This is a genomic window from Bacillus cereus group sp. MYBK14-1 (assembly GCF_051916885.1).
In the GTDB taxonomy this organism is placed as follows: Bacteria; Bacillota; Bacilli; order Bacillales; family Bacillaceae_G; genus Bacillus_A; species Bacillus_A cereus.
The window spans coordinates 332,846-358,805 of the sequence record NZ_JBQAHM010000002.1; the positions used below are offsets into that span (position 1 = coordinate 332,846).

Consider the following 25,960-nt stretch of genomic DNA (forward strand, 5'->3'; position numbering starts at 1 on the left):
ACTCCTTATAATTTATTTACTTGCAGAACATCAATTAATTTTTTCAACTGACTAACAAGTAATGTCGCTTCATTTTCAGTACAAACTGCTGTGAGTTTCATTTCAGAAACACCACTAGTATCTCTTTCTTTTAAATGTAAAGAAGAAATATAATAACCACGCCGAGCAAAAATCCCACTTATACGTAATAAGACGCTTGGCTCGTTATGAATAACGAGTGAAAAAGTATGACTCATTCTTCCCACCTCTTCATAATCATTTCGTTATTCCCTTTGTTTGGCGGAACCATCGGAAATACGTTTTCACCTTCTTCTACACAAAAATCAACTACGACAGGACCTTCGTGAGCAAATGCTTCTAACATCACTTGTTTTGCCTCGGTTGAATTTGTTGCTCTTAATCCCTTTACTCCATAAGCTTCTGCTACTTTCACAAAATCTGGTGATCCAATTTTTGATTCTGATAAACGATTTTCATAAAACATTTCTTGCCATTGCCTTACCATCCCTAAAAATTTGTTATTTATGATAAATACTTTTACAGGGATGTTATTTTCAGCAATTGTTTGTAGTTCTTGAATGTTCATTTGAAAAGAAGCGTCACCTGCAATACAAATGACAAGTTCTTCTTTTTTAGCTAGCTGAGCACCAATTGCTGCTGGAAAACCAAACCCCATTGTTCCTAATCCTCCAGAGGTAAGGAACGTCCGAGGTTTTCTTGCTTTATAGAAGTGAGCAGCCCACATTTGATGCTGACCTACTTCTGTTGTGACAATCGCTTCACCATTCGTTAATTCACTTACTAAGTTGATTACATGCTGTGGTTTTAACTCAGATTCTTTTTGCTTATAAGAAAGTGGATATTCTTCTTTCCATGTCTTTACTTTCTGAAGCCATTCGTCTGTTTGTGTATAAATAGACATATGTAACAGCATGTGTAACGCTTTTTTTACATCACCAACAATCGGATGTTCTACAGTTACATTTTTATGAAACTCAGAAGAATCAATATCAATATGTACTTTTTTCGAGTGCGGAGAAAAAAGTTCTAATTTTCCTGTTACACGATCATCGAAGCGAACACCTAATGCAAGTAGTAAATCACAATCTGTTACCGCCATATTAGCAGCGTATGTCCCATGCATACCAAGCATCCCTAGAAACAATGGATCATCCGGTGGATATGCACCAAGCCCCATTAAAGTTGAAACGACTGGAATACGGTTCTCCCTTGCGAATTCGAAGAGTTCATCGGATCCACCTGAATGAATGACACCTCCTCCAATATAAAGAAGTGGACGCTTAGATTTTGAAATTGCTTTAGCCACCTCTCTAAGTTTCATGTTGTCTGGTACAAGTTCTGGTTTGTACCCCGGAATATCAACTTCTTCATTAAAGAAACTGGTGACTTTTGCATTTTGAACATCTTTTGGAATATCAATTAATACTGGTCCCGGGCGCCCGCTTTTGGCGATATAAAAAGCTTCTTGCACAATTCGTGATACATGATTCACATCACGAACCTGGTAATTATGCTTCGTAACAGGTACTGTAATTCCGACAACATCCGCTTCTTGAAATCCATCTTTACCAATTAAAGGCGTTGCAACTTGCCCGGTAATGACAACTAAAGGAATCGAATCCATATAAGCGTCTGCTAAACCCGTAACTAAATTTGTCGCCCCTGGGCCAGAGGTAGCAAAGACTACCCCAACCTTTCCAGAAGCCCTCGCATATCCTTCAGCCGCATGAATGGCAGCTTGTTCATGACGAGTTAAAACATGTTTCAAACCACTTTCGTATAACGCATCGTATACTGGTAAAATCGCTCCGCCTGGATAGCCGAAAACGGTCGTTACACCCAATTTCTTCAAACATTGAATCACGTGCCCAGCGCCTGTCATTTCTTCATACTGTAATTTCTCATACGCTGTATACTGCTGCTTCATTTCCATTAACTCCTCTCCTTATTTACGCTAAGCTTTCCGTCAGCCCGGGAACACGTACTCCTCTTTCTCTCGTTAATTTTTTAAATTCTTCGGTCAATTGTTTCGTTACACTTCCTGGTTTCCCATCTCCAATTTCTCTGGAATCAACTTTTACAACTGGAATTAACTCCGCTGCTGTTCCTGTTAAAAATACTTCATCCGCTACATATACATCATGGCGAGTGAACGGTCTTTCCTCACACGGAATACTCAGTCGCTCACATAGCTCGATAACACTATTTCTCGTAATACCTTCTAATGCTCCTAAATAGGATGGCGGGGTTAATACTTTTCCATCTTTCACAACGAAAACATTATCACCAGAACCTTCACAAACATATCCTTGTTGATTTAACATAAGAGCCTCTAACACTCCTGCTTGTGCTGCTTCAATTTTTACAAGTACGTTATTTAAATAATTCATTGACTTAATACGTGGATCTAACGCATCTGGCGTATTACGTCTTGATGCAACCGATACAACGCTTAGCCCATTATCATAAAATTCTTGTGGGAATAACTTTAATTGTTCTGCAATGATAATTACGCTCGGCTTCACACAACTTCTCGGATCGAGCCCTAAGTCACCTTTTCCTCTTGAGACAATTAAGCGAATGTAAGCATCAGTATATTCGTTTTTTTGGAGTGTATGTAAAACTGCTTCTTCCATTTCTTCTACCGTCATTGGAATTGTTAGTAAAATAGATTTCGCTGATTCATACAATCGTTTCACATGTTCTTTTAAACAAAATACATTTCCTCCGTAACTACGAATCCCTTCAAATACACCGTCTCCGTATAAAAAACCGTGATCATATACTGAAACAACTGCCTTTTCTTTTTCTACAAATTCCCCATTCATGTAAATGTACTGGTTTCCCATCTCACATCGCTCCTCTTTTTTTCTCTATTTTTTTGCAATCTATTTCTACATCGATTGCTGAGATGAGTATTTTTAACAGAATATTCAGTATATAAACCTTAAAAATATACTCGTCTCAACAATCGATTACTTACATACTTGTAGCAATCCATTGCTGAGACGAGGGAATCGTGGTACCACTCAGCTTCCTTATACTTCTCACGAAATATAAGCTCTGCAAGTCCAATTAGACTTTTGTTTTTCTATCGGGAACAACCCCGCTACTTTTTACTAGTTTTCAAAAGTAGTGCTCCAAGGTGATTTTCAATGAGTGAATTGTTACCACCCTCACAGCCTCGGGGCAGCTCTCTGAAACAATCTTTATCATTTACTCTCCTCTTCTACGCATTCTCTTCTTCTATTTTTAAAAATAAAAACTCTCGCCTCAGCAATCAACTACTACAATTTAGTAGCTTTGATTGCTGAGGCGAGAGTTTCGCGTTACCACTCAGCTTCCTTATACTTCTCACGAAATATAAGCTTTGTAGGTCCAATCAGACCTCCGTCCTTTTACCGGAGACGATGCCGCCGCCCTCTACTCAGTTTCCCTTTCGCAAGCGATGCTCCGAGGTGATCTTCAATGATTCGATTGTTACTACCCTCACAGCCTTGGAGTAGCTCTCTGAAACGATCATAATCATCTACTTTCCTCTTCTTTGCATATACAACATATAAAGTTAGAAAATTCTTAATTAACTTTTATTTGTTACACGTATTATAGGACGTTGTTCTTTTCGTTGTCAATATGTTTTTTCAAAAAAATCAAAATTCATTCTATTTATTTTTTCTCAAATCAAAATTGGAATGCATTACTTACATACACTCATATATTACTTAAGTATGTTTGCATTACTACATAAAGAAAAACTTATAAAGTTTATGAGGAGATGAGGAAACTATGTTAAAAGGGAAAGTAGCGTTAGTTACAGGAGCAAGCCGAGGAATTGGACGAGCGATCGCTAAACGTTTAGCAAATGACGGTGCATTAGTTGCTGTTCATTACGGTAGTCGAAAAGATGACGCTGAAGAAACTGTTCATGAAATTCGATCAGATGGTGGCCAAGCTTTTTCTATCGGCGCAAATCTAGAATCCTTACACGGTGTAGAAAACCTTTATAACGCTTTAGATACTGAATTACAAAAGCGCACTGGTGAAACACAATTTGATATTTTAATAAACAATGCTGGCATTGGTCCTGGTGCTTTTATTGAAGAAACGACTGAACAGTTTTTTGATAGAATGGTTTCAGTAAATGCAAAAGCTCCATTCTTTATCATTCAACTAGCACTACCACGTTTACGTGACAATAGCCGAATTATTAATATTTCATCCGCTGCCACCCGCATTTCTTTACCTGATTTTGTTGCATATAGTATGACGAAAGGCGCTATTAATACAATGACTTTTACGCTAGCAAAACAGCTTGGAGCACGAGGAATAACGGTGAATGCAATACTTCCAGGATTTATTAAAACAGATATGAATGCAGAACTCTTGAGCGACCCGATGATGAAGCAGTACGCTACTACTATTTCCGCTTTCAATCGCTTAGGTGAAGTAGAAGACATTGCCGATACTGCTGCATTCCTTGCTTCTCCAGACAGCCGCTGGGTTACTGGACAATTAATTGATGTGAGCGGAGGATCTTGTTTGTAAAAAACATATATTTTAAAATCTTTTTTATTGCGCAATAAAACAATTTATATAATACTATATAAAACATATACATTTAGGAGGATTACAGCAATGTCCGAAAAAACATACGAACTCGCAACCTTCGCAGGCGGTTGCTTTTGGTGCATGGTAAAACCATTTGATGAACTTCCTGGTATTCATAAAGTACTTTCTGGCTATGCAGGAGGTCATGTAGAAAACCCAACATATGAACAAGTAAAAGCTGGAACATCTGGACATTTAGAAGTTGTTCAAATTACATTCGATCCTTCTATTTTTCCTTATCAGAAATTACTAGACTTATATTGGCCACAAATCGATCCAACTGATGATGGCGGACAATTTTTTGACCGTGGTCCATCTTATCGTACCGCTATTTTTTATCATAACGAAACACAAAAAGGGCTTGCTGAAAAATCAAAACAAGCTCTTGCAGAAAGCGGTATGTTTAAAGATCCAATCGTGACTGAAATTCGTCCTACTGCACCTTTTTACGAAGCAGAGGAATACCACCAACATTTCTATAAAAAGAATCCAGAGAAATATGCTACTGAGCAAAAAGAATCTGGGCGTGAAGACTTTATAAAAGAAAATTGGCAAAAAAAATAATAAAAACGCATCGTGCTTTTTTAGTACGTTGCGTTTTTATTTTTGATAAAAGTACCATACAATTAACAGAACAATTGCTGTTAGTGACCAAAGTACTATCTCGTTTTTCACTCTATTCTTTTTCTTAGTCATTTCATTCCCTCCTAATAACTATTAAACATATTCAATTTTTTCTTTGTTTAATTGTCCATCTTATATACGTGAATACATCCTTACAAATTCTAATAGCAAGACCACCAATAATTCCGATTGCAATGGAAATTACTAGCATCTGTCCAAAACTAAAAGAATTTGTGTACATTATGTAGAGAACGATACATATAAGTAAAACATCCGGTAACAAAATCAAAAAATTTTTAAACAATACTTCACCTCTCTTATGTTTTATTTATAAATTATATCTTCCAAAAAGGAAATCTATTACCATTTTCAAAATAAAAGACCTCCAGTTCAAGCACTAGAGGTCTTCCATTTTATTTCTTCAATCGCTCAATAAAATCATGTAATTTATCAAGTGACTTCATATTCTGATTGCAAGCTACACCATCTTTGCAAATGTAGTTTCCCTTTTTAACGAAAGTTCCTGGTACATCGCCTTTAATTTCAACTAAAAACATTCCTACTTCTTCATGTCCATGACATAACGAACAAATGCTTTTTTTATTTAAACTTTGGAACGTTCCTTGCAGACCAACAAATTTATTTTTATCATTTTTCGCTATAATAAATTTCCTGCTTGACCCCTTATCAATCCAGCTTAAATAAGATATTTCTTTCATATCCATTTCTTCCATATCAGGAAGTTTTAACTTTTTCGCTTTAGGAAATAATTTTTTTAATGTTTGTGCTGTAACTTCTTGAAACGGAATTACATACGGATTTATTTTCATTAAAAATGATTCTGCATCTTCTCTATTTTGAACTGTTAATACCGTATCAATTAACTCTTTCTGTTCATCCGTTAAATTCTCAAATACATGTATTATCTTTTCAATCGCAAGCGATTTTAACGCTTGAATTACACCTCTATCATTTGCCGTTGCATGCCCGTTTGCTAAAATATAAGCTTGTGATTTTATAAAATTATATTGATCACTTCTAATAAACGCTTCCATCTTTATCACTCCATACAAATTGTTGATCTAGTTTTATTGTATACAATGATTACATTTTTTGATATGTAAAAGATAACTTAGAAACAAACATTACATATATCACTTATTCTCTACCGCTGCATTTCCTGACAAAAGAAGCCATCATCTGTTTTCCATTCCGCATATAATACGTCTTCAAATTTAGTAATTCCTTTTTGCTTTATTTGTTTATAAAGCCATCCTTCATCAAATCCCGCTTCCCTCAAATTATCCTTAACTACTTTTCCATCACTAATTAATGAAATTGGTAAGTATACAGGCTTATGTTTTAAACTTAAATCATTTATAGTAGGAGATTCGTATTTACTTTTTTTCAGAACGCTTATGTTTCCGTTCGGTTCCAATATCATATATTCAACTTCTCGGATTGAAAATATATCTTTTTGTTGCCTAAGCATTTGTTGTAATTGGTTTATATCCAAATGATTTACGCTTAATTGTTCACGATCAATCTTTCCGTTACGAATAATAATTGAAGGATACCCTTCAAAAAACCTTCTTGTTCCTCTTACTTTTTGTGTTATCACTTCTATAGTATAAATTAAAATTACCCAAACAAATACTGAATATAAAATAGACCATACTTTAATTTTAGGATCATATATTGAATTTCCAACGAGCTCACCTAGGACGATTGCAGAAATAAAATCAAATGGCGTTAGCTGAGATATTTGTGTTTTCCCTAATATTTTTGTAGCAATTAATAGAACAAAAAAACCAACTAAAAGCTCTATCGTTATTTGTCCAATATGATTCATATATGTTCACCTTTCTACTTTTCAAGTGCTCTGTATACCATTTAATAAAAAAACGGCACATTTTTTCTATTATCATGCCCGTTCACGCCTCATATATCCAATACACATAAAACAAAAAGAGTCTGATTCAAAGTAATATATGAATCAGACTCTTTTCCTCTTATTTAGAATACACAATCTTTTTAATCGTTTCCCCAGAAAGAAAATATTCTTCTGCAAGTTGATGAATAGCAATCCCACTTTTAAACGCTTCTTTAATTGCTTTATTTCTTTCATCTAGTTGTTTTCTTCCGCCAGATCGTGTACCCCATTTATAATGTTTCGTTTCTTGTTTCGGAATGTAAATTGTTTCACCTTGTATATACTTTTGAATTTCAGTAATTAAACTCTCTGGTAAAACAGCATTAGCTTTTACGTATTTCATTTCTGCTCGCCCCTTATTTTTTATGGTTCATTTCAATAAGGTGCAAAGCCAAATATAAAAAATGATACGAGCTCATATAGGCGATTGTATATTACTTGTCTACCTCACGCAAAGTATCGCCATTTCCATACTTGGCTTTGCATGAGACGTTGCAGTGTCTGGCAATTGAATTATAATCGCCATATAAACACCTCCTAATATACCTTTTGCATTTTATTATATGATAAATTCCTTCTCCTTGCATCCACACCCTTCTTAAAGCACGAAATTACTTAGTTTGATATAATACTTTTTAACTGAATTAAAAATCATTGTGAGGTTACATTATGAAGAAAAAAATTATCATTACAATCGTTACACTATTCTTTATTATCACGGCATTATTCGGAACATACAAATTGATGAACGCAAGAAGCTTTCAATTATTTGGAGATTTAACACAACGCGTAGAAACAAATGAAAAAGTGATTGCTTTAACTTTTGATGATGGCCCTACTAACAATGTAAAACAAATATTACCGCTACTAGATAAATACAACGCTAAAGCTACTTTCTTTTTAATTGGAAATGAATTAGAGCAAAATTTATCGTTAGGAGAAGCTATCGCGCAATCTGGGCACCAACTCGGAAACCATACATATTCTCATAATAGAATGGTTTTCAAAACACCTTCTTTTATTAAAGATGAAATAGAAAAAACGAATTCATTAATCCACCAAACAGGATTTACAGACGAAATTGATTTTAGGCCCCCTAACGGTAAGAAGTTAATAGGGCTGCCATATTATTTAAATAAAAACAATATCGAAACAATCACATGGGATCTTGAGCCCGATACTTTTTATAAATCTGCGGCTGATAAAATTAAATACGTTAATAAAAATGTAAAACCAGGTTCTATCATTTTACTGCACTCTATGTATGATGAGTCAAATGAAAATTTACAAACGATTGAAGGTATTTTAGATTCTTTATCTAAGAAGGGCTATCAGTTCGTAACAGTAAATGAATTGCAAAAAAGAGCAAAATAAAAAGGTAGCGTATCTTTGTATGATACGCTACCTTTCTTTTTATATAATGCCAAGTACATTTAAGAATACGATAATAATCGCAATTGGTGCGATATAACGAAGTAAGAATAACCATAATACGAATAGTTTATAACCTTTATTTTTACTTACACCTAGCTCTTTCATTAATACATCTTTCTTCATTTTTAAAGGAACAAAGATAGAAACTAATAATACACCAAGTGGCATTAATACGTTACTTACTGCATAGTCCGCTAAATCAAAGACTGTCTTCCCGAAAATCTTCAGATCACTTAATATACCGAATGATAATGCTGATGGTACCCCAACAACGAAGATTAATAACCCTACGATTAAGGCCATTTTTTCACGTTTCCCTTTACCTTTTGATGTTAACGATGCAACACTAATTTCTAACATCGAAATTGCTGATGTAATCGTAGCGAAGAAGAATAGTAATAAGAAAACGATGAAGAATAATTTTCCGAATGCCATTTTACTGAAAATAGCTGGCAATACGATAAATAATAGTCCTGGTCCTTGAGATGGTTCCATCCCAAATGCGAACACAACTGGGAAAATTGCAAGTCCTGCAAGTAATGTAATAACAAGAGTTAAGGCTACGATAGAAAATGCTGAACGTGGTAAGCTTTCTTCTTTCGGTAAGTATGAGCTATACGTTACCATAACGGCTACCCCAACAGATAATGAGAAGAACGATTGCCCCATTGCGTATAAAATAACTTCTGATGTTACATGTGAGAAATCAGGTTGTAAGAAGAAACGAACGCCTTCTCCAGCACCATCTAACGTAAGTGCACGAACGATTAATACAAAGAATAAAACGAATAGTGCTGGCATGAAATATTTATTTACTTTTTCAACACCATTTTGTACACCTTTACTTACGATGAAAATAGTAATAAGGATGAATAATAGCTGTGATCCAACTGCTAAATATGGATTGGAAATGATTTCACCAAACGTAGCTTCGTATGCTCCATTTCCTTCCCATAGTCTACCTGTAATTGCATTCCATAAATATAATAAAATCCAGCCTCCTACAACACTGTAGAAAGAAAGTAATATGAAACATGTTACAATTCCTAATTTACCTAACCAAGGCCATAACGTTTTAGGAGCAATCTCTCTATATGCATCGACAGCCTCTTTTTGTGTACTTCTTCCAATAACAAATTCAGCTAATAATAGCGGTAAACCAATTAATAATGTGAAACCGATGAAAATTAGGAAGAACGCTCCGCCTCCTCCAATGCCGGCCATATATGGGAATTTCCAAATCGCCCCAAGACCAATTGCCGAACCTGCTGCAGCTAATACGAAACCTAATTTCGATGTCCATTGCTGTGAATTCATTTGTTAATCTCCTCTCTATCTCTTTTTCTTTGTTACAATTCGGTATTTATATTGTTCTATCAATACTCTTTTCTAATACGTTCACTTCCTCCCTAATAATAAAAAAACGCCCCTACGTAAATACGTAGGGACGACAAAATTATCGCGGTACCACCCTAGTTGTGAAGAACACTAAGAAACCACCTAAATAAAAACGCCCCTACGCAAAAACGTAGGGACGATAAAATATCGCGGTACCACCCTAGTTATGAAGCCACACCAAAGTTAGGACCTAAATAAAAAACGTCCCTACGTAAATACGTAGGGACGATAAATATCGCGGTACCACCCTAGTTGTGAAAAAATCTTCACCACTTTATTTGATAACGGTATAAACTACCGTCTTTCATTTCCTCAAAATATGAGATTTATGAAAGATGCTCCAGGACGAACTTCATGAATAATCTATATACTGATTCACACCAACCATCAGCTCTCTGAAATAGGGAGATATTCACTACTATACCCTTTCATTGCCCAAATATTATTTTCCGAATTGATTACTATCATTTTTATCACACATTAAAAATAGTGTCAACTTATATTTCGAATTTTTATGTATTACAATCTATTTAAAAATTCGAAATATAAGTTTTAGTTTAGAAAACAAGTAGCTTAGTACATAACGAATTCTAACAGGCAATAGAAAAAGAATTACGTATTATTGATACTTATTCAATAATACAAATCATCTAGAAACATAACCTGTCTCTCTGTATTCATTTTTTAAGAGTTTGATGGATACCAAGAAAATTTCGCATCACTATCCAGTGGTCTATTTTTCGTTTCTTCTTTAATTACACGAAACCATTCATTTAGAATTTGATTTTTGGGCAATTGAGCAGCAAGGCTATCTTCCCAAATTATATGTGAGAACCAGGCTTTCGTTTCCCATTCAAACTGCAATTGTGCGAACGAAATTATAGGGTGATCAGCTCCACGAAATTGCTCATTTACTGCATTTGAAACTTCTGGAGCTTGCGGTAACAACTCGTTCTGAATTCTATTTCTTATCGTCTCATTTTCTAGCTGATCCCAGAAATACAATTGCCCATTTATTTGATAAAAAATATCAAATGAAGCCTCACCTTTCTTCAAATTCAATAACACGAAGGCACGTTCCACATCATTGTCAGCCGCTTTTACAGCATTAACAATTATATTTTGTGCCATTGATACCCAGTAACTAGTCGCTTCCTCTACCGGTGATTCAACATACAATTCTTCACTTAATTCATGAAGAGTAGCTTCTTGCTCATTTACTTTTTCAACTTTTTTAAAAAACCTATTAAAAAACCCCATAACTTCCCCCTTATTACTATTTTCTATTTCACAAAATAAAAAATAGATTTTTCTTGCTCATCCACATTTACTCCTGGCGCGTATGTATGAACTTGTTGCAACACTTCTTCTATTAGCAACTCTAACTCCTGCACACTTTTTTCTGGATTCCCTATTAATGTGTCCGCCATACGTTCATATAATTTTTCAGGTTTAATAGTCATTCGTTCCACATTATTAGGCATCCATTTAAACGCTGGATGATGTACGTACATTTTATTCAAACCAAATAAAACACCGAATATGTTCCTTTGTACTTCGCAAATAACGTCATAAAGCATAAGCCAATCTTTCCGTTTTAAAAGCGCCTTTCGATTGTGCCAACGATTACTTAACCATAGATTTTCTGAAATCATCCGTTTTGCTAGTTCATCTGAATATGCCGCTACTTTTTCTTTTAATTCATTCACTTTCCCTTCTCCATACAAACTAACACCATCATGAATGGATGATACAATACATTGTTTTTCATAACTTATATCATATTGATCCACCACATCCGAAATCACTTTCTCTACTGTCTCTGTTAAAAAGTTACTAATCTCTAATTTAATTCCCTCTTTCGTTAAATACGTTTCCGACCATTCTTCTTCCTCATACGGATGATACGATAATATTGTCCCATCAATATGATGAATAGGGGCCCTACGATCCTCATCTTCTGGCGGTGTTGACCATAAAATATGTAATTCTATATCTGAATGTTCATCTTCAAGCTTTCTAGCTACTGAACCCGCTAAAATAATAGCTTCTACTTTCGGATTTTTCCTATAAATCTCTGACATCTCTATCGCTTTCTCTTTTAATCCCATTTCATTTCCCCCTAAAATTGCAGTAATCCCCTATATTTCATTTATCTATTTCGATATTACAGCTTGCATTACCTTTTCAAATTCCTACTTAATCATATTTGTATCCAATAGCGCTGAATAACTTCACCAGTACGAGAAGAAACTACTTCATTTTCTAACACACCTCCAACCTTTTGAATCGTTTTAGCAGAACCGATATTGGATTTATCGCAAGTTATTAATACTTTCTGCAATCCTAATTTTTGCGCTTCAGCTAATGCAAGTTGTAGTTGTTTCGTAGCGTAACCGTGGCGACGTTTATTCGGATGGACACTATATCCAATATGACCGCTTTCCCGTAATAATTCTGGATTTAATCTATGTCTAATATTCACAAAACCTATAAGTTCCCCTTTTTCAAAACTTAAAAACTGACTAGATGGCACTCGATTAGCTAGTAAATTTTCTCCTAGTTCTTGTTTACTCACTTTTTCAAACCATTCATCAAGAGAATCAAAGTTTTGTAAAGAACTACTTCCATGTGGTTGTTCCCCTGAGTGTAAAAACGCTTGTCTATACGCCGTAATATGCTCACTATATTCATGGATTGGTTTTAATAGTTTCATTGTTCTTCTCCCCCTCTTCATTCCATAAAACAAACACCTTAATAGCAGCTACTCACTATTAAGGTGTTTCTATCCTTTTTATTCAAATAACCCCATGCTTAAATAACGTTCACCTGTATCAGGCGCAATACATAAAACTTTTTTACCAACGCCTAGGCGTTTCGCTATCATGATTGCAGCGTAAACAGATGCTCCAGAAGATGGCCCAACTAATAATCCTTCTTGTCTAGCTAAGTTTCTCATTGTCGTTAAAGCCTCTTCATCTGCAATTTGAATAATTTCGTTATACACTTCTGTATTTAAGTTTTTCGGAATAAATCCTGGGCTTGTTCCTACTAGTTTATGAGGACCTGGTACACCACCGGATAAAACGGGAGATCCTTTCGGTTCCACTACTGCAATATATAAGTTTGGCAATTTCTCTTTTAACGTTTCACCAGTCCCTGTAATCGTTCCGCCTGTTCCTGCTGTTGCAACAAAAGCATCAAGCTCTCCATCCATTTGTTCGTAAATTTCAAGTGCAGTCGTATAACGGTGAATATTCGGATTAGCTGGATTTTCAAATTGTTGCGGGATAAAACTATTCGGTATTTGTTTTTGCAGTTCTAACGCCTTCGCAATTGCTCCTGGCATTCTTTGTTCTGCTGGTGTTAAAACTACTTCTGCTCCGTATGCTTTCAATAAATTAATACGCTCTTTTGACATATTATCTGGCATAATTAAAATCGCTTTATACCCTTTAGCTGCTGCATTCATCGCTAAACCAATCCCTGTATTCCCGCTTGTCGGTTCAATAATTGTATCTCCTGGTTTGATGAGACCATTTTCTTCTGCAACGTGAAGTAAATTATAAGCAGCACGGTCTTTCACACTGCGCGATGGATTAAACATTTCTAGTTTCACATACACATCTGCTGCGTCTTCCGGAATAAATTTAGATAATCGGACGACAGGTGTATCTCCTATTAATTCCGTAACGTTTTCACACAATTTCATAGCGCATCCCCTATTCTATCGTTTTCTTATCACTTGGCAGTAACCATGAAGTGAGTCCAATTAATGGTAGACAACTACATAATAGCATAATAAATTGCAGGCTATATATATCTGCTAATTTCCCCAGAACTACAGCACCTAATGCTCCAAGTCCAAATGCAAGACCTACGATTAATCCTGACACCATTCCCACTTTTCCAGGCACAAGCTCTTGTGCATATACAACAATTACACTAAAACTACTTGAACTAATAAAACCGATACATAAAAATAACGGTACGACCCACACAAGTGAGACATGTGGTAATAACAGTGCAAGTGGCGCTGAACCTAACATTGAAAATACGATGATATTTTTCTTACCAAATCGATCTGCTAACGGTCCTCCGAAGAAAGTGCCTAACACACCAGCAATCATAAATGCGAATACGAAATACTGGGCATTTTTTATAGATAAACCGTAATGCTCTATTAAGTAAAATTGATAGAAATTCCCGATACCAGCACCGTACCAAGAGCGTACAAAAGTAAGAAAAACAAGAAGTATAATAACGAATTTAATGTGTGTACTTACAATTGCATTTTCCGCCTCAAGTGCAGCCCTCTTCTTCCTTCTTACAGCACCGGTTGCTAATTCATTTTTGTACCAATTCGATACGAAAATTAATAATGCAATTCCTACTGCTGCAAATGCTGTAAAACCTAATGAACCAATTTGACCGAGTGGAACGAAAATTAGCGCTGTAAAAATAGGAGCTAAAGAATTCCCCGTGTTTCCCCCAACTTGATAAATCGCTTGCGCTAACCCTCGTTTTGCACCTGCCGCCATATACGCAACACGAGCGCCTTCTGGATGAAAGACTGCGGAACCTAAACCAATAAATAAAACAGAAATAATAACAATAATAAAGTTTGGTGCAAACGCGAGTCCAATCATTCCAAGCATACTTGAAAACATGCCGAGTGGTAATAAAAATGGTGACGGCTTCTTATCTGAATACATACCAAACACCGGTTGCATAATCGATGACGTCATATTTAACGCAAACGCAATCCACCCTACTTGCATATAGGATAAATTCATCGTTTTTTCCAAAATAGGAAACAACGCCGGCACAACTGCTTGCATCGAATCATTTAAAAAATGTCCAAAGCTAATCGCAAATAATATTCGATATATTGTCGGTGTTTCTACTGTGTTTTTTTGCGAAACTGCCTGCATATGTGAATCGCTCCTTTCTGTACAAAAAATATATTTATTACAGTAGGTGTAATAAATTCTGACTTTTGAAACATTTCTATTCTATACTGCTTTCATTTCTTTTTCCAGAAATATAACTTAACTCCCGTCATTGGCTTGCATCCTTGTAACTTTCAGCGGTAAAACAGTACAAAAAAAAAGACAACCCAATCACATACTGGGTTGCCTCTTACATTAAATTGCAAAATGCTTATACTTCTCGTAATCACTCGTCTTACATTCTATTTGTAATTTGGTACCTTCGTTTTCGTAACTCGTAGATAAAACGTGTGCATGATTATTGAAATACGAAACTACCTGTCCTTGATCATATGGAATTAACATTTCACACTTCGTATATTCTTTATAGATGTGTGAGCGAATCATTTCTACAAGTTCTTCCATTCCAACATGTTTCTTCGCTGATAAATAAACGCGATCTTCTTGCACTTTCGGAATTTCAACATCTACCATATCTGATTTATTATAAGCATAGATCGTTGGAATATTTTCTACTCCAATTTTCTTTAACGTTTCATTTGTAATATCAATTAATTGTTCATAATTTGGATTTGCGTAATCTACAACGTGAATAAGTAGGTCTGCTTCCGCTACTTCTTCTAACGTTGAACGGAACGCCTTCACAAGATGATGTGGTAATTTACTTACAAATCCAACTGTATCTGTTAATAAAAATGATTTATTATCTGGCAAATCAATATTTCGTACAGATGTTTCTAACGTCGCGAATAACATATCTTTTTCAAATACTTGCTTTTCTTCTGTACCATTATAAATTTCAAGCATTGCATTCATCGTCGTTGACTTTCCTGCATTCGTATAACCTACTAATGCTACAACAGGTATTTCATTTTTCTTACGCTGCTTTCGCTGCGTTTGACGCTGAGCAACGAGCGCTTCTAAATCTTTATTCAAAACTGAAATTTGTTCTTCAATTTTACGACGGTCTAACTCTAACTTCTTTTCACCGACACCTTTATTTTTCGTACCAACGCCGCCGCTCTGTCTCCCTAACGATTCACGAAGACCGATTAAACGAGGCATCATATACTGAAGGTGTGCTACTTCTACTTGTAGCTGTGCTTCTTTCGTTTTCGCACGTTGCGCAAAAATATCTAAAATTAAAATGGTACGATCAATTACCTTACAATCTAAATCCTCTTCTAAATTTCGAATTTGTGAAGGAGATAATTCATCATTAAAGATAACCATATTGGCATCTATTTCTTGTACATACGCTGCAACTTCTTCAATCTTTCCTTTTCCGATATAATGCGATGGATTTACTCGTTGTAAATTTTGCGTTACTTGCCCAATTACCTCTACATCACAAGCTTCCGCAAGATTTGTTAACTCTTCCATCGAATATGCAAAATCATCTTCATTACCTACATTTACTCCAACTAAAACTGCTCTTTGTAATACTTCTTCCATATATTTATTCCTCCATTTCGATTACGTAAAATAAAAAACACAGGTCGCTGCCTGTGTTTTCGTAAACGGATAAGGGTTCACCAAAGAAATAGAAGAAAGCTATGCTTTCATCCTATTTTATAGTCAAAAAGTCCCAAGATTGTATACGTATCCACAGTAAGTGTTCACTTATACAATCCCATTCTATTTATAAAGGCAAAACAAAAAGAGGGCGTATTCGTCCCTCCCTCTTTTTCACATATAAGCTTAATAAAGGGTTCCTTTAAAATAGGCAGACCAATCCCGTTCACTCTGTACACAGACAGAGCCTTTGAGCGCTATTCAATTATTGGCACAAAGTATTGAGACGTAATCTGATTAAGATCAAAGGAAGCCCCTCCGTTCATTTTAAGTTACATAAAGTGTAGCATAAGTAATTCGCTTTCACAAGGTTTAACAACCTATATCACACGAAAGAAAATCTTTATATTTTTACTTTAATCGTCATTTTTTGCGAGTTTTTCTCACAATAAAAATAACAAAAGCAATTATCAAATTTAGAAACTTCTCGTATATTATTTTTACAGCACTCGCCAAATTCCTTCATAGTAAGTTAAGTATTATCGTTTTAATACAACAAAAATCTTTATTGACATTTTTATAACCTAATATTAGTATCAGGTTATAAAAATAAAAGTTAGGAGATGTTCCTATGCATTCTAAATCTCGTATTACTGCAATTGGTACTTATGTTCCAGATCAAATATTGTCTAATAACGATTTAGAAAAGATGGTCCATACGAATGATGAATGGATTGTACAAAGAACAGGAATGAAGGAAAGAAGAATCGCTAGCGGCGAAGAATACTCCTCAAACTTAGCCATTAAAGCAATTGAAAATTTATGTACAACATATAAGAAAAACTTAGAAGATGTCGACTGTATCATTGTCGCTACTACTACTGCTGATTACGTTTTCCCTAGTGTTGCTTGCCAAATACAACAATACTTCAACATACTTCATACACTAGCTTTTGATTTAAATGCAACTTGTGCTGGTTTTACATATGGACTACACGTCGGTAATAGCTTAATCACTTCTGGATCACATGAAAAAGTACTTGTCGTAGCGACAGAGACATTATCTAAAGTTACTGATTATACCGATAGAACGACCTGTATTTTATTCGGTGATGGTGCTGGAGCTATTTTATTAGAAAGAGATGAAAACACCCCAAGCTTTATCGCTGCTCACATGGGAACAAACGGTGATGGCGGCATTCATCTATATAGAACAAACTTATCTACTACTATGAATGGCACACCACTGCAAACAAATGAAAAAATCGTTCAAAATGGAAGAGAAGTATATAAATGGGCAACACGCACAGTACCAAAAGGCATAAAAAATTTATTACATACCGTAAATATGCAAGTAGATGATATAGACTGGTTCATACCCCACAGCGCTAACTTACGAATGATCGAATCTATTTGCGAAAAGTCTCAAATTCCAATACAAAAAACATTAACGAGCGTGGAATATATGGGGAATACCTCTTCAGTCACCATTCCACTCGCTTTAAATTTAGCTATAAAAGAAGGGAAATTAAATAACGGAGACACACTTTTACTATACGGATTTGGTGGCGGACTTACGCATTTAGGGCTTATTGTAGAGTGGAATTTAATTTAAGTGTATAAAAAGAGGCTCTAGCCAGTAACTAGAACCTCTTTTTCATTTAATTTCTTGCCCCTTTTCGAGACCATATCACAACAGGAATAAGTAATAACGCTAACACGCCTCCAGCCAATGACAATGCCGCATAACTTGAATTCGCTACTACCATACCTGACATTGCTCCACCAGAAGCTCCAGCTAGCGCAATAAAAACATCTATTTCCCCTTGTGTTTTAGCACGTGTAGACGGTGTTGTGGAATCAACGATTTGTGCTGTACCACTTATCAATCCGAGGTTCCATCCTAGCCCAAGTAAAGACAGAGCAACGATTAATAATAATAAAGAATCACTTGGCGCTATCGCAGCTATGACACCCGCTGCAAGTAAAATCACTCCACCAGCTATGCTCATTGTAGTTCGGCCAATTTTATCAATTAACATTCCTGTAACGAGAGATGGAAGATACATTGCACCTACATGAAAACCTATCACAAGTCCTACTGCACTTAAACCGTGACCGTGTTGTCCCATATGAACTGGCGTCATCGTCATAATCGCAACCATCACTATTTGCGTAAGTATCATTACGATTGCTCCAACTGTAATACCTCGTTTATTTTCTTTCGCTTCTTCTGTTATTGGTTGTCCTTTATATGTATGTTCCTGTTTATATCCTTCTATTATGTTAGCAATAATCAAAGGATCTGGACGAAGCATAACAAAAAGAACTAGACCCGCCAGTATAAATGCTGCTGCCGATAGTATGAACGGACCTGCAAGTTTAGGAACTCCAATTGAATGAGCAAAACTTCCCATTACCCCTACTAAATTTGGTCCTGCAACTGCACCGAAAGTCGTCATTACCATCGTAATACTAACAGCCGTTGCTCTCTGCTTCTTATCTGCTAAATCTGTACCTGCATAACGAGCTTGTAGATTCGTGGCTGTACCGGCACCATATATGAGTAAAGAAATAAGTAAAAGAATAATACTATTTGTTAAAGCTGCCATTACAACACCAATTGCTCCAAATCCGCCTACTATAAACCCTGTTGCAAGACCTATTCGGCGTCCATATCGTTGCGAAAGCTTCCCTACTATGAAAGCTGCTAATGCCGATCCTAATGTAAACATAGCAGTTGGTAATCCTGCAAATGCATCTGTTCCAAGCATTTGCTGCGCAAGAAGTGCTCCCACTGTAATACCAGCAGCTAGTCCTGCACCGCCAAACATTTGTGAAATGCTGACGATTATTAACGTTCGTTTGTATAGTTTTTGTTGCTCTTCTTCTGTGTACACATGATTATCTATTAAAGCCCCTGCCTTATCTAGCAATTCCCCATCCTCCTTTTAAAATTAATCCCTCTTGTTAATGTACTATGTATAACGTTACATATTCAATGGCATTTTCCATTCCTTCCTTTCATTCTAAAAAACTTTCTGATCATACTCGACTTATCCCATGCTATATTAAAAATACTACTATTCACAATAGGCAAGGAGGAAACAATGAAAAAAACAGTAGAATTATGTGAAGCTTGCAAACATGATCCAGTATATAAAATAGAAGAATCCGATCAAGCAAATCAACCTTATAAATTATGTAACCAATGTCATGAGCGTCTTATTTCGTTATCTTTACATCCTAAAGAATGGTACCACCTTGTAATGATTCACTCACCTTATAAATATTATTTGCATGATAGTTTTTATGAAGAAGATGGTAAAGCGAAGCAACCAAAATTAGAGATGAATGAGCACAAACTTACACCCGTGCCCACTTTAGAAGAAGTTCGCTCTAGTTTAGAGGAATTACTTGATTACACCATGACTAGATGGTTTCTTCAAGAAGCAGAAATTGAAGCTCTTAATAGGTACGATCAAAACGAAGTACTAGATGCTGTTATAAACCGCTTTTCAAACACAATGAATGGTGTAATTAAAACTAGATTACTTGAGATTGTTATATGTATACTAGGAGAATTCGCCTCAGATTGGATAAGAAAACTGTGGAAGGCATTTGATGAAGATTTACTTGCACCTCTTTCTCACGCTGCAGCTTATTGTTTACCATTTGAAGAAGCCTTTCCTTTAGTAATAGAAAGGCTAAAAACAGTATTAAAAAGTGAGCTTCCGACCACTTCCTTCATTTGTCTGCATTCTTTTCAATCCTCAGAAACATTAGATTGGATAGAGGAACATGCAGTATCATTTCATAACGATTGGGCGCGATTAGCTGCAGTATCACAACTAACTTGGAGACGAATTAAGTCTTGGCTAACAAAAGGACACCCTTTAAGTTTAATAGCACTTGATGCAATGGTTAGCTGTATACCTGCAAATGAAGATGTACTATATGAAATGGCTCCAAAAATTTTATTAGCAGATCCGTCAGAAATAAAGTCAACCTTAATAGCTTACAAACAAAGAGACAATGTTCCAACTGTCAAAAGAAGTGTTGAAACTATTTTAGAAAACAAGACAGAAATATTTCAATACATGAATCCTTTACAAATATCTATCAAAAAGAAACCACAAAACTTTTTAGTTATGGATGGCACAGTACAAATCCATGAAAACAGACTGGATGAATACGTAGACTTCATTAATACAAACAACTTTACTGATGTTTACATTAATGATCTTAGGTATAGTTTGCACCATATTAATTTTCTTGAACACTGCCCGCAAATTGAAAGCTTACACATTAGTAGTATATATATTACTGATTATTCAGCCCTATATAAATTAAAAAACTTAAAATCTTTATCACTAGAAGAACCACAAGTTCCACTAAACTTAACAGAGTTAGAAAGCTTTACAAATTTAGAGGAACTTCACATAAAGTGTAATAAAAACATTAAAGGCTTCGAATCTTGTCCTAACTTAAAAGAACTATACATTTGGAAATACAAACCGAAACAAAAGAACCTTGAAGAATTAATGTCTTTACAAAAAATTGAAAAACTAAGCATTACACAAGGGAACATTAATTCATTAAAAGGATGTAGGTCATTACCTAAATTAAAGCATTTAGAACTCAATTATTTAAGAAATTTAGAGCATATTGATGAAATTGAAAACAATGCTTCAACTTTAAAACACATCGAATTCGACCATTGCAGTAAGCTTAAAAACCACGAATATTTGCGCTATTTAACGGAATTAGAAACTCTCATCTTATCAAGTTGTGGTAACATACGAAATCTACAATTCATTAAAGAACTACAAAAATTAAAACATTTAAGCTTCGTGGATTCTACGATTGTAGACGGAAATTTAGAATCTTGCGTCGGAATTGATTTTGTTGGTTTTAATAATAAAAGGCATTATAGTCATAAATTTAAAGAATTAAATCCAGATTTTTCATACTAACGTAAGGAAAACAGGCTAATAGCAGCCTGTTTTCCTTTACGCTTCTTCTACTATCCTTCCCTTTCTCTTTTTACTCAAAGCTTTCCCTTCCCAAAACAACAAACTTACGAAAGCACAAATTAAAATAATTGGCACACTTGCTTTATATAAATCTGTAAAACTCATAGCCATCTGATTCTTGGCATAATGATTCACATCATTTGAAAATGTGAGTACCTCTTTCTTTATACTTTCCCCTTGTTTTTCAACTTCTTTTGTCACTTTCCTCATAACTTCTTCTCTTTTTACATCTCTATATTCTACTGGAACTTTTCTTAATATTTCATCCGTCTTGTCGCGAATCAATTCTTCCTTTTTCTCTTTACTTAATCCCATTGTCATTGCATTTTGTTTCTTATTTATATTCGACTCTAAACTTTGATTCTCTATTTTCTCTTTAGTCATTTGTAAAATTTCAGTTTGCTCAGTACTATTCACATGAATAGTACGCACCTTTTCTTCTGCATAACGATATACTTTTTCTTTATTTACAGTTAAATTGTGAGTTAAGTTAGAGACAAATATTGCGACTGCCAATACAATTCCAACTTGTCGTAACATTGATACAACACTTTGAGAAGCAGTTAACAATTCTCCTTCAAACGAAGACGCACTTAAAACTGTAATTGGCCCCACTACTAAACCATATCCAACACCTAATATCATACATGGAATAATAATTTCTATATTTGTTGAATGAACATCAATCATTTGCAACCAATAGTAGGAAAGCCCCATAACAAGAAATCCTGACAAAATAATAGTTACTTTTCCGAGTTTTTTAATTAAAGTTGCTGCAACTGGTGAGACAAAAAATATCATCGCTGAAATAGGTGTCACTAAAAAAGCCGCTTCAATTTCCGTTCGACCTTGTAGTTTCGTCAAGAACGTTGGAAGCAATACAGTAACTCCAATTAAAAATAAATTACTCAATATAACAACGATTGACGCTCCGACAAACATTCGATCTTGAAATAACTTTAAATTCACCATTGGGTTATGAATCTTTCGTTCTACTAAAATAAATAGAATAAGAGAAATAGTGCTAATTGCATAACAAGACAAAGCAATATTACTTTGCCATCCCCATGTATTACCTTTTACTAATATGAGAGTAAATGAAAAAATTGCTGTGCTACTTAATAGTAGTCCTATCCAATCTATTTTTGAGATAATACGTTCTTCATTTTTTATTTGTAGCATGATGCAACATAACACGATTCCTAGTATACAAACCGGAACATTAACGAAGAACACCCATCTCCATCCTAAATTTTGCGTAATAATTCCACCTATTACTGGCCCCATAGCAGCTGACAATCCTTGTGTTACTCCTAAAATTGCAAGTGCAACATGCCTTTTAGCTAACGGCATAGCTGATACACCAATTACCATACTTGTTGGAAATAAAATTGCTGCCCCAATACTTTGTATAAAACGAGAAAAAATAAGAAAATCACCTGTATTAGCAAAAGCGCAAAGTACCGATCCACCCCCAAAAATCACCAGACCAAAAATATACATCTTTGCTTTTCCAAAGATATCAGCTATCCGCCCTAACGGAATGGCAAGTACTGCAATCGTCATTGTATAAACATTTAATACCCAAGACATCTTTTCTAATGAAGTATTTACACTCGATTGTATTGCCGGTAAAGCTATATTCATAATTGTCGTATCAATCATACAAAGAAAGATACCTAGACACATTAAAAAGACAATCTTAATACCCTTTGATTGCTCCATCTTTATATACCCCTTTATTTATTGTGAATGCGTTTTTCATTCTTCTGTTTTATTGTTTTCTTTCGCCTCTAACTCTTCTAATTTTTTCTTCAAAGTCTCCACTTGTGCACTATACGATGCAATACCTACATCTAGTGAAATTTCTTCGACGAAAGTAATACCTATTCTCCACTTTTCATATTTCAATCGAAGATCTGCAATGTACGCTTCTTTTCTTTCAATTTCATCTTTAATCCATTTTTTTATTGTTACATCATCACTATAGTTGCCAAAATACATTCTCATTAAAAAATCCGAACGTAAAACATCCTTCTCTATAGGCGTCTGCATGTATTGATAAAATTCTTCACGCCCCTCATCTGTAATAAAGTACATTTTCTTATTCGGTTTTCCCTCTTGCATGACAACCTCTTTTTTTATTTTCCCTTCATTCTCCAATTGCCGTAATGTTGGATAAATCATTCCAAAACTTCCATCAAAAAAATGAGTAAATACGTCTTCAAACACAATTTTAATATCGTAACCAGACAATTCCTTTTCCATTAATAAACCTAAAACAACATCTCTTCCCTTCAAAGTAAAACCCCCACATAGTATATAATCAATAATCATATTAACATTGTTAATATGATTATTGATTATATACCTTATTCTGTTAATTGTAAAATGTTTCTAAATAAAAAAGCCCCATAATTTGGTTTCACCAATTCACAGGGCCATTTTCTTATTTACTCTTTCACACCTACACCTTGCAAAACTTCAATATCCTCTTTCATTTCATAATAATAAGAAGGCAATTCTATACCATGTTCTAAGAAATAATCCTCAATGAATGAAATAATAATTTTTAACGTTTTCACACGAGCATACAATTTATCGTTACTTTCAATAATATGCCACTTTGCATTTGGCTTACTTGTTTTTTCAAACATGTCTTCCATTGCTTCAACATACTCATCCCATTTTTCACGATTACGCCAATCTTCGTCTGTAATTTTCCATCTTTTCAAAGGATTTTTCTCTCTATCTTTAAATCTCTTTAACTGTTCCTCTTTACTTATATGGTAGAAGAACTTCCCTATTATGTAATGGTCATCTGTTAGTAGTTTTTCAAAATCATTAATCTCATCATATGCTCTCATCCACTCTTCCTTTGTAGCAAATCCTTCAACACGCTCAACTAACACACGACCGTACCATGAGCGATCAAAAATGGTGATTTGCCCGTACTGTGGAATTTTGCGCCAGAAACGTTGCAAATAATGGTAACGTTTCTCATGAGGTGCAGGCGCTCCAATTGGATTTACTTGGAACCCACGCGGGTCAAGATGTTCCGTCACCCGCTTAATTGCCCCACCTTTACCAGCCGCATCCCATCCTTCCATAACAAGCATAACCGCGATTTTTTCTTCTTTCAAAATTTGCTGTAATGCTAATAAGCGCCTTTGATATTTTTCTAATTTCTTATTGTACTTAGATTTTGATTCAATTTTTTTCGTTAAGTCTACTTTAGCAAGATGTCCATTTTCCATAAAACAAATCCCCCTTGTTGTATGACAATGTTATTTTAACATATTTTTGGTAATTTTTTCATATCCTAAATAGCTGTGTAGAAACATCTCTACACAGCTTCCTTCTCTAATTTCACATATACAAGCACATTTAACTACATTAAAATAAATAATTTATACGGAACTCTTAGCATTTTTTTTATTAAAACGTAAAAATAACCCTTTTAAAAAGGGCAGCAATCTAAGTATAGAAAAAACAAATTTATTCTTTCCTACTACATACGTAATGATGCTAGCTATAAGAGTAGTGAATAAGATATTGATTCACCACTCACAACAACCGCCTTACATTATATGGTATATTTACTCGTAAAAAGAAGATAATAACAAGTAAATCCATTAAAGAATGGGAGCTCTAAAAAATGAAACGAAAAATATTAACTCTCTTTACGCTTATATGTTTAGCACTACCAATGCAAGCTAATGCTTACACATTTCAGTCACTGCCGATTGCGTCAAAGTCTAAACAATGGTATGTCGAAATTGATAAATCTCATAACTCAAACAAGCAAGCAATTCAGCCAAAACAAGGTGTATTTGATACGTATAGTTTACTCGTAAAAAACATCGGTCATGATGTATCAAATGTATCTGTGGAAATACTTGATAACAACCCTACCTCTAAAGCTACCTTTAAACCTACTACACCTAATGAAAATATTTCTAAAAGTCATACAAGCTTTGACTACATGGTATTCCCATTAGACTTTAATAGTCATAATTTTAAAGTTGTGATCACTTGGGAAGAAAAGAATTTCTCTTATAACGGCCATCCGGTAAATGAAGGTAAGAAAATGAAACAAACATTTGTATTTAATGAAGAATAAGTCCTAATTTCTTTAGGGCTTATTCTTCATTTTTGAAATCTGCTTGTATCGCTTCCGTCACTTCTTTTGTGATTTCTAATTTTGTTGCTTCCATACTAATCTTTTTGTGCCAAATATGTATGGACGGTTTTTCATTACAAAGATGTTTTATTAATACTAATTGATTATATGCTAAGTTATTTTCTATTTGGGTAGCGATATAGACTGTAAAATTTTTCGCTTCAAAGACCTTTTCTTCCAAAATATATTTACTCTCTAATTGCCTTGTTACTATATCTTTCAAGTTTTCTATAGTCATGCATATCGCCCTCTTTTC

25 protein-coding genes and 2 other annotated features are annotated in these 25,960 nt (G+C 34.8%); of the genes, 6 read left to right on the forward strand and 19 right to left on the reverse strand.

Annotation, left to right across the window (positions count from 1 at the left end; genetic code table 11):
* Window positions 1–5 precede the first annotated feature (5 nt).
* The 3 genes from ACTFR3_RS07680 to ilvE are packed head-to-tail and all read right to left on the reverse strand — an operon-like array spanning window position 6 to window position 2,870.
* Window positions 6–236, reverse strand: a complete 231-nt coding sequence (locus ACTFR3_RS07680) for an ACT domain-containing protein (protein ID WP_000019909.1) — start codon at window positions 234–236, stop codon at window positions 6–8.
* Window positions 233–1,948: an acetolactate synthase large subunit gene (gene ilvB, locus ACTFR3_RS07685; RefSeq protein ID WP_053565516.1), complete on the reverse strand. Its 1,716-nt coding sequence runs from the start codon at window positions 1,946–1,948 to the stop codon at window positions 233–235. Before ilvB ends, ACTFR3_RS07680 begins: the two co-directional genes overlap by 4 nt.
* 22 nt (window positions 1,949–1,970) lie before the next feature.
* Window positions 1,971–2,870, reverse strand: coding sequence for a branched-chain-amino-acid transaminase (gene ilvE, locus ACTFR3_RS07690; protein WP_000528161.1), 900 nt, complete (start codon window positions 2,868–2,870; stop codon window positions 1,971–1,973).
* A 152-nt stretch (window positions 2,871–3,022) separates the two neighbouring features.
* Window positions 3,023–3,262 (reverse strand) — a binding site (T-box leader).
* 545 nt (window positions 3,263–3,807) lie between these two features.
* Between ilvE and ACTFR3_RS07695 the strand changes: the two genes are divergently transcribed.
* Window positions 3,808–4,566 (forward strand): SDR family oxidoreductase, encoded by a 759-nt coding sequence (locus ACTFR3_RS07695; protein ID WP_000911822.1) that lies wholly within the window; start codon window positions 3,808–3,810, stop codon window positions 4,564–4,566.
* A 90-nt stretch (window positions 4,567–4,656) separates the two neighbouring features.
* Window positions 4,657–5,193, forward strand: coding sequence for a peptide-methionine (S)-S-oxide reductase MsrA (gene msrA / locus ACTFR3_RS07700; RefSeq protein ID WP_017657927.1), 537 nt, complete (start codon window positions 4,657–4,659; stop codon window positions 5,191–5,193).
* Between the two features lie 163 nt (window positions 5,194–5,356).
* Here the strand turns inward: msrA and ACTFR3_RS07705 are convergent, their stop codons facing one another.
* From ACTFR3_RS07705 to ACTFR3_RS07720, 4 genes are all read right to left on the reverse strand, one after another.
* A complete protein-coding gene (locus ACTFR3_RS07705) occupies window positions 5,357–5,557 on the reverse strand; it encodes a hypothetical protein (RefSeq protein ID WP_440044329.1) in 201 nt (66 codons plus the stop codon).
* 109 nt (window positions 5,558–5,666) lie between these two features.
* A complete protein-coding gene (locus ACTFR3_RS07710) occupies window positions 5,667–6,308 on the reverse strand; it encodes a FusB/FusC family EF-G-binding protein (RefSeq protein ID WP_000387072.1) in 642 nt (213 codons plus the stop codon).
* A 110-nt stretch (window positions 6,309–6,418) separates the two neighbouring features.
* Complete coding sequence (locus ACTFR3_RS07715; RefSeq protein ID WP_001015543.1) at window positions 6,419–7,105, reverse strand: DUF421 domain-containing protein; 687 nt, start codon at window positions 7,103–7,105, stop codon at window positions 6,419–6,421.
* Between the two features lie 160 nt (window positions 7,106–7,265).
* A complete protein-coding gene (locus ACTFR3_RS07720) occupies window positions 7,266–7,529 on the reverse strand; it encodes a CD3324 family protein (RefSeq protein WP_000878325.1) in 264 nt (87 codons plus the stop codon).
* A 326-nt stretch (window positions 7,530–7,855) separates the two neighbouring features.
* Here ACTFR3_RS07720 and ACTFR3_RS07725 point away from each other — a divergent pair, with 326 nt between their 5' ends.
* Window positions 7,856–8,560 (forward strand): polysaccharide deacetylase family protein, encoded by a 705-nt coding sequence (locus ACTFR3_RS07725; protein ID WP_000726857.1) that lies wholly within the window; start codon window positions 7,856–7,858, stop codon window positions 8,558–8,560.
* Window positions 8,561–8,599: 39 nt separating this feature from the next.
* Here the strand turns inward: ACTFR3_RS07725 and ACTFR3_RS07730 are convergent, their stop codons facing one another.
* From ACTFR3_RS07730 to hflX, 7 genes are all read right to left on the reverse strand, one after another.
* The gene (locus ACTFR3_RS07730) at window positions 8,600–9,937 is read right to left on the reverse strand and encodes a sodium-dependent transporter (protein WP_001088187.1); all 1,338 of its coding nucleotides are present in this window, start codon (window positions 9,935–9,937) and stop codon (window positions 8,600–8,602) included.
* 299 nt (window positions 9,938–10,236) lie between these two features.
* Window positions 10,237–10,459, reverse strand: a binding site (T-box leader).
* 243 nt (window positions 10,460–10,702) lie between these two features.
* The gene (locus ACTFR3_RS07735) at window positions 10,703–11,278 is read right to left on the reverse strand and encodes a hypothetical protein (protein ID WP_000505543.1); all 576 of its coding nucleotides are present in this window, start codon (window positions 11,276–11,278) and stop codon (window positions 10,703–10,705) included.
* A gap of 23 nt (window positions 11,279–11,301) precedes the next feature.
* Complete coding sequence (locus ACTFR3_RS07740) at window positions 11,302–12,129, reverse strand: DUF4037 domain-containing protein (protein ID WP_000523174.1); 828 nt, start codon at window positions 12,127–12,129, stop codon at window positions 11,302–11,304.
* A gap of 92 nt (window positions 12,130–12,221) precedes the next feature.
* A complete protein-coding gene (locus tag ACTFR3_RS07745; protein ID WP_000771271.1) occupies window positions 12,222–12,734 on the reverse strand; it encodes a GNAT family N-acetyltransferase in 513 nt (170 codons plus the stop codon).
* Between the two features lie 78 nt (window positions 12,735–12,812).
* Window positions 12,813–13,730: a cysteine synthase A gene (gene cysK / locus ACTFR3_RS07750; RefSeq protein ID WP_000762273.1), complete on the reverse strand. Its 918-nt coding sequence runs from the start codon at window positions 13,728–13,730 to the stop codon at window positions 12,813–12,815.
* A 10-nt stretch (window positions 13,731–13,740) separates the two neighbouring features.
* Window positions 13,741–14,952 carry an MFS transporter gene (locus ACTFR3_RS07755; protein ID WP_001149412.1) on the reverse strand — a complete coding sequence of 404 codons (1,212 nt, stop codon included), beginning with the start codon at window positions 14,950–14,952 and terminating at the stop codon, window positions 13,741–13,743.
* Window positions 14,953–15,165: 213 nt separating this feature from the next.
* Window positions 15,166–16,425 (reverse strand): GTPase HflX, encoded by a 1,260-nt coding sequence (gene hflX / locus ACTFR3_RS07760; RefSeq protein ID WP_000393285.1) that lies wholly within the window; start codon window positions 16,423–16,425, stop codon window positions 15,166–15,168.
* A gap of 691 nt (window positions 16,426–17,116) precedes the next feature.
* On the opposite strand from hflX, the gene ACTFR3_RS07765 reads away from it, so the two are divergent.
* The gene (locus tag ACTFR3_RS07765; protein ID WP_000555759.1) at window positions 17,117–18,100 is read left to right on the forward strand and encodes a ketoacyl-ACP synthase III; all 984 of its coding nucleotides are present in this window, start codon (window positions 17,117–17,119) and stop codon (window positions 18,098–18,100) included.
* A 46-nt stretch (window positions 18,101–18,146) separates the two neighbouring features.
* Here the strand turns inward: ACTFR3_RS07765 and ACTFR3_RS07770 are convergent, their stop codons facing one another.
* Window positions 18,147–19,421 carry an MFS transporter gene (locus ACTFR3_RS07770; protein ID WP_440044330.1) on the reverse strand — a complete coding sequence of 425 codons (1,275 nt, stop codon included), beginning with the start codon at window positions 19,419–19,421 and terminating at the stop codon, window positions 18,147–18,149.
* Window positions 19,422–19,595: 174 nt separating this feature from the next.
* On the opposite strand from ACTFR3_RS07770, the gene ACTFR3_RS07775 reads away from it, so the two are divergent.
* Window positions 19,596–21,461: a hypothetical protein gene (locus ACTFR3_RS07775; protein ID WP_048538209.1), complete on the forward strand. Its 1,866-nt coding sequence runs from the start codon at window positions 19,596–19,598 to the stop codon at window positions 21,459–21,461.
* 36 nt (window positions 21,462–21,497) lie between these two features.
* Here ACTFR3_RS07775 and ACTFR3_RS07780 read toward each other — a convergent pair whose 3' ends face one another.
* From ACTFR3_RS07780 to ACTFR3_RS07790, 3 genes are all read right to left on the reverse strand, one after another.
* The gene (locus ACTFR3_RS07780; protein ID WP_440044331.1) at window positions 21,498–23,246 is read right to left on the reverse strand and encodes an MFS transporter; all 1,749 of its coding nucleotides are present in this window, start codon (window positions 23,244–23,246) and stop codon (window positions 21,498–21,500) included.
* A 36-nt stretch (window positions 23,247–23,282) separates the two neighbouring features.
* Window positions 23,283–23,822: a PadR family transcriptional regulator gene (locus ACTFR3_RS07785; RefSeq protein ID WP_000678329.1), complete on the reverse strand. Its 540-nt coding sequence runs from the start codon at window positions 23,820–23,822 to the stop codon at window positions 23,283–23,285.
* A 152-nt stretch (window positions 23,823–23,974) separates the two neighbouring features.
* Window positions 23,975–24,778, reverse strand: a complete 804-nt coding sequence (locus ACTFR3_RS07790; RefSeq protein ID WP_000427320.1) for a polyphosphate kinase 2 family protein — start codon at window positions 24,776–24,778, stop codon at window positions 23,975–23,977.
* Window positions 24,779–25,179: 401 nt separating this feature from the next.
* Here ACTFR3_RS07790 and ACTFR3_RS07795 point away from each other — a divergent pair, with 401 nt between their 5' ends.
* Complete coding sequence (locus ACTFR3_RS07795; RefSeq protein ID WP_049107139.1) at window positions 25,180–25,644, forward strand: hypothetical protein; 465 nt, start codon at window positions 25,180–25,182, stop codon at window positions 25,642–25,644.
* 19 nt (window positions 25,645–25,663) lie between these two features.
* On the opposite strand, the gene ACTFR3_RS07800 is transcribed toward ACTFR3_RS07795, so the two are convergent.
* Entirely contained in the window at window positions 25,664–25,942 is a 279-nt protein-coding gene (locus tag ACTFR3_RS07800; protein WP_240835145.1) for a hypothetical protein, read from the reverse strand.
* Window positions 25,943–25,960 lie beyond the last annotated feature (18 nt).

Excerpts from the sequence above, each read along its gene's own strand:
- ACTFR3_RS07730 (WP_001088187.1), bottom strand. The coding sequence starts at position 9,937 with ATGAATTCACAGCAATGGACATCGAAATTAGGTTTCGTATTAGCTGCA.
- ACTFR3_RS07755 (WP_001149412.1), bottom strand. The coding sequence starts at position 14,952 with ATGCAGGCAGTTTCGCAAAAAAACACAGTAGAAACACCGACAATATAT.
- ACTFR3_RS07765 (WP_000555759.1), top strand. The coding sequence starts at position 17,117 with ATGCATTCTAAATCTCGTATTACTGCAATTGGTACTTATGTTCCAGAT.
- ACTFR3_RS07735 (WP_000505543.1), bottom strand. The coding sequence starts at position 11,278 with ATGGGGTTTTTTAATAGGTTTTTTAAAAAAGTTGAAAAAGTAAATGAG.
- cysK (WP_000762273.1), bottom strand. The coding sequence starts at position 13,730 with ATGAAATTGTGTGAAAACGTTACGGAATTAATAGGAGATACACCTGTC.
- ACTFR3_RS07710 (WP_000387072.1), bottom strand. The coding sequence starts at position 6,308 with ATGGAAGCGTTTATTAGAAGTGATCAATATAATTTTATAAAATCACAA.
- ACTFR3_RS07695 (WP_000911822.1), top strand. The coding sequence starts at position 3,808 with ATGTTAAAAGGGAAAGTAGCGTTAGTTACAGGAGCAAGCCGAGGAATT.
- ACTFR3_RS07775 (WP_048538209.1), top strand. The coding sequence starts at position 19,596 with ATGAAAAAAACAGTAGAATTATGTGAAGCTTGCAAACATGATCCAGTA.
- ACTFR3_RS07795 (WP_049107139.1), top strand. The coding sequence starts at position 25,180 with ATGAAACGAAAAATATTAACTCTCTTTACGCTTATATGTTTAGCACTA.
- ilvE (WP_000528161.1), bottom strand. The coding sequence starts at position 2,870 with ATGGGAAACCAGTACATTTACATGAATGGGGAATTTGTAGAAAAAGAA.
- ACTFR3_RS07715 (WP_001015543.1), bottom strand. The coding sequence starts at position 7,105 with ATGAATCATATTGGACAAATAACGATAGAGCTTTTAGTTGGTTTTTTT.
- ACTFR3_RS07790 (WP_000427320.1), bottom strand. The coding sequence starts at position 24,778 with ATGGAAAATGGACATCTTGCTAAAGTAGACTTAACGAAAAAAATTGAA.
- ACTFR3_RS07800 (WP_240835145.1), bottom strand. The coding sequence starts at position 25,942 with ATGACTATAGAAAACTTGAAAGATATAGTAACAAGGCAATTAGAGAGT.
- ACTFR3_RS07745 (WP_000771271.1), bottom strand. The coding sequence starts at position 12,734 with ATGAAACTATTAAAACCAATCCATGAATATAGTGAGCATATTACGGCG.
- ACTFR3_RS07725 (WP_000726857.1), top strand. The coding sequence starts at position 7,856 with ATGAAGAAAAAAATTATCATTACAATCGTTACACTATTCTTTATTATC.
- hflX (WP_000393285.1), bottom strand. The coding sequence starts at position 16,425 with ATGGAAGAAGTATTACAAAGAGCAGTTTTAGTTGGAGTAAATGTAGGT.
- ACTFR3_RS07680 (WP_000019909.1), bottom strand. The coding sequence starts at position 236 with ATGAGTCATACTTTTTCACTCGTTATTCATAACGAGCCAAGCGTCTTA.
- ACTFR3_RS07780 (WP_440044331.1), bottom strand. The coding sequence starts at position 23,246 with ATGGAGCAATCAAAGGGTATTAAGATTGTCTTTTTAATGTGTCTAGGT.
- msrA (WP_017657927.1), top strand. The coding sequence starts at position 4,657 with ATGTCCGAAAAAACATACGAACTCGCAACCTTCGCAGGCGGTTGCTTT.
- ilvB (WP_053565516.1), bottom strand. The coding sequence starts at position 1,948 with ATGAAGCAGCAGTATACAGCGTATGAGAAATTACAGTATGAAGAAATG.
- ACTFR3_RS07740 (WP_000523174.1), bottom strand. The coding sequence starts at position 12,129 with ATGGGATTAAAAGAGAAAGCGATAGAGATGTCAGAGATTTATAGGAAA.
- ACTFR3_RS07720 (WP_000878325.1), bottom strand. The coding sequence starts at position 7,529 with ATGAAATACGTAAAAGCTAATGCTGTTTTACCAGAGAGTTTAATTACT.